The sequence below is a fragment of the Flavobacterium sp. GW821-FHT11G01 genome (assembly GCF_058808175.1).
Genome location: NZ_JBXARK010000028.1, coordinates 1 through 1,116, shown reverse-complemented (window position 1 = coordinate 1,116; position 1,116 = coordinate 1). Strand labels below are relative to the sequence as shown.

Genomic DNA, 1,116 nt, shown 5'->3' with positions numbered 1-1,116 from the left:
TGCTAGTCCGACTAATCCAAAATGTTTTGGAGCTTCTACGGGTTCTGTAACCTTATCGGGTTCAGGCGGAGTTGGTCCTTATAAATATAGTTTCAACGGCAGTGGTTATACTACCACAACAGTATATTCAAATTTAGCGGCAGGGACTTCTTACAGCTACCGTGTGATGGACAGCAATGACTGTTTATCTGCACCTGGCAGCATTACCCTTACCGCGCCTGCAGCTATAACGGCATCAACACAGGTTACGCCTTATTTATGCGGCCAGACCGGAAGCATAAAAGTTATAAATGTTTTAGGTGGAACAGGTCCAACTTATATGTACAGTATCAATGGAGTTGATTTCCAGACAGGAGATACCTTTACAGGTTTAACCAACGGAACTTATACTATTACTGTTAGAGACATCAATATGTGTACAGGTACTACAGCTCCTGTAACACTTGCACCATTAACACCACCTACAGCTTTAGGTTTCAGTGCATCGGCTTTAAGCTGTCCAACACTTAAGGTGAGTATTACCGTTACCTCTACAGGAGGATTTGGAGCTAAGACTTATAGTATTGTTTCTCCGGCTTCTTATGCATCAAACGTATCGGGATTAAATTCTGGAATCTTTACCAATTTAGATCCGGGTGTTGTTTATAGATTTGAGGTAAAGGATGCCAAGAACTGTACCTTCCAGGATAATTACACAGTTGCCAATTTAACACCGTTGACAGTAAGCGGTGCCTTTACGAATGTTCTTTGTTCAGGTACAGCTAGCGGAACGGCTACTTTTACCGTTACGGGTTCAACAGGTTTTACTTATACCTTAAACGGGGTTGCCCAAACGGGAACTACCTCACCAATCAGCTTAACAGGATTGGCAGCAGGAACATATGCCGTAGTGGTTACCAATACCGCTACAAGCTGTACTGCGACTGCTTCGGTTACTATTGCAGCACCTGCTTCACCGTTAACATTAAGCGCTGCAACAAGTCCTATTACTTGTGATGCTTCAGGAAGTGTTGTACTTACTGCTGGTGGCGGATGGGGCGGAAATTCATTTAGAATTATCCAGCCTAATGCTGCAGTTTTAGGACCACAGGCTTCAAATACTTTCTCAGGTCTTAC

General features: G+C 43.4%; 1 protein-coding gene. It reads left to right on the top strand.

Annotated features, from left to right (window positions below):
* Window positions 1-1,116 (top strand): fibronectin type III domain-containing protein (locus AC1RRN_RS21425; RefSeq protein ID WP_492969253.1); only part of this gene is annotated, 1,116 nt, incomplete at both ends.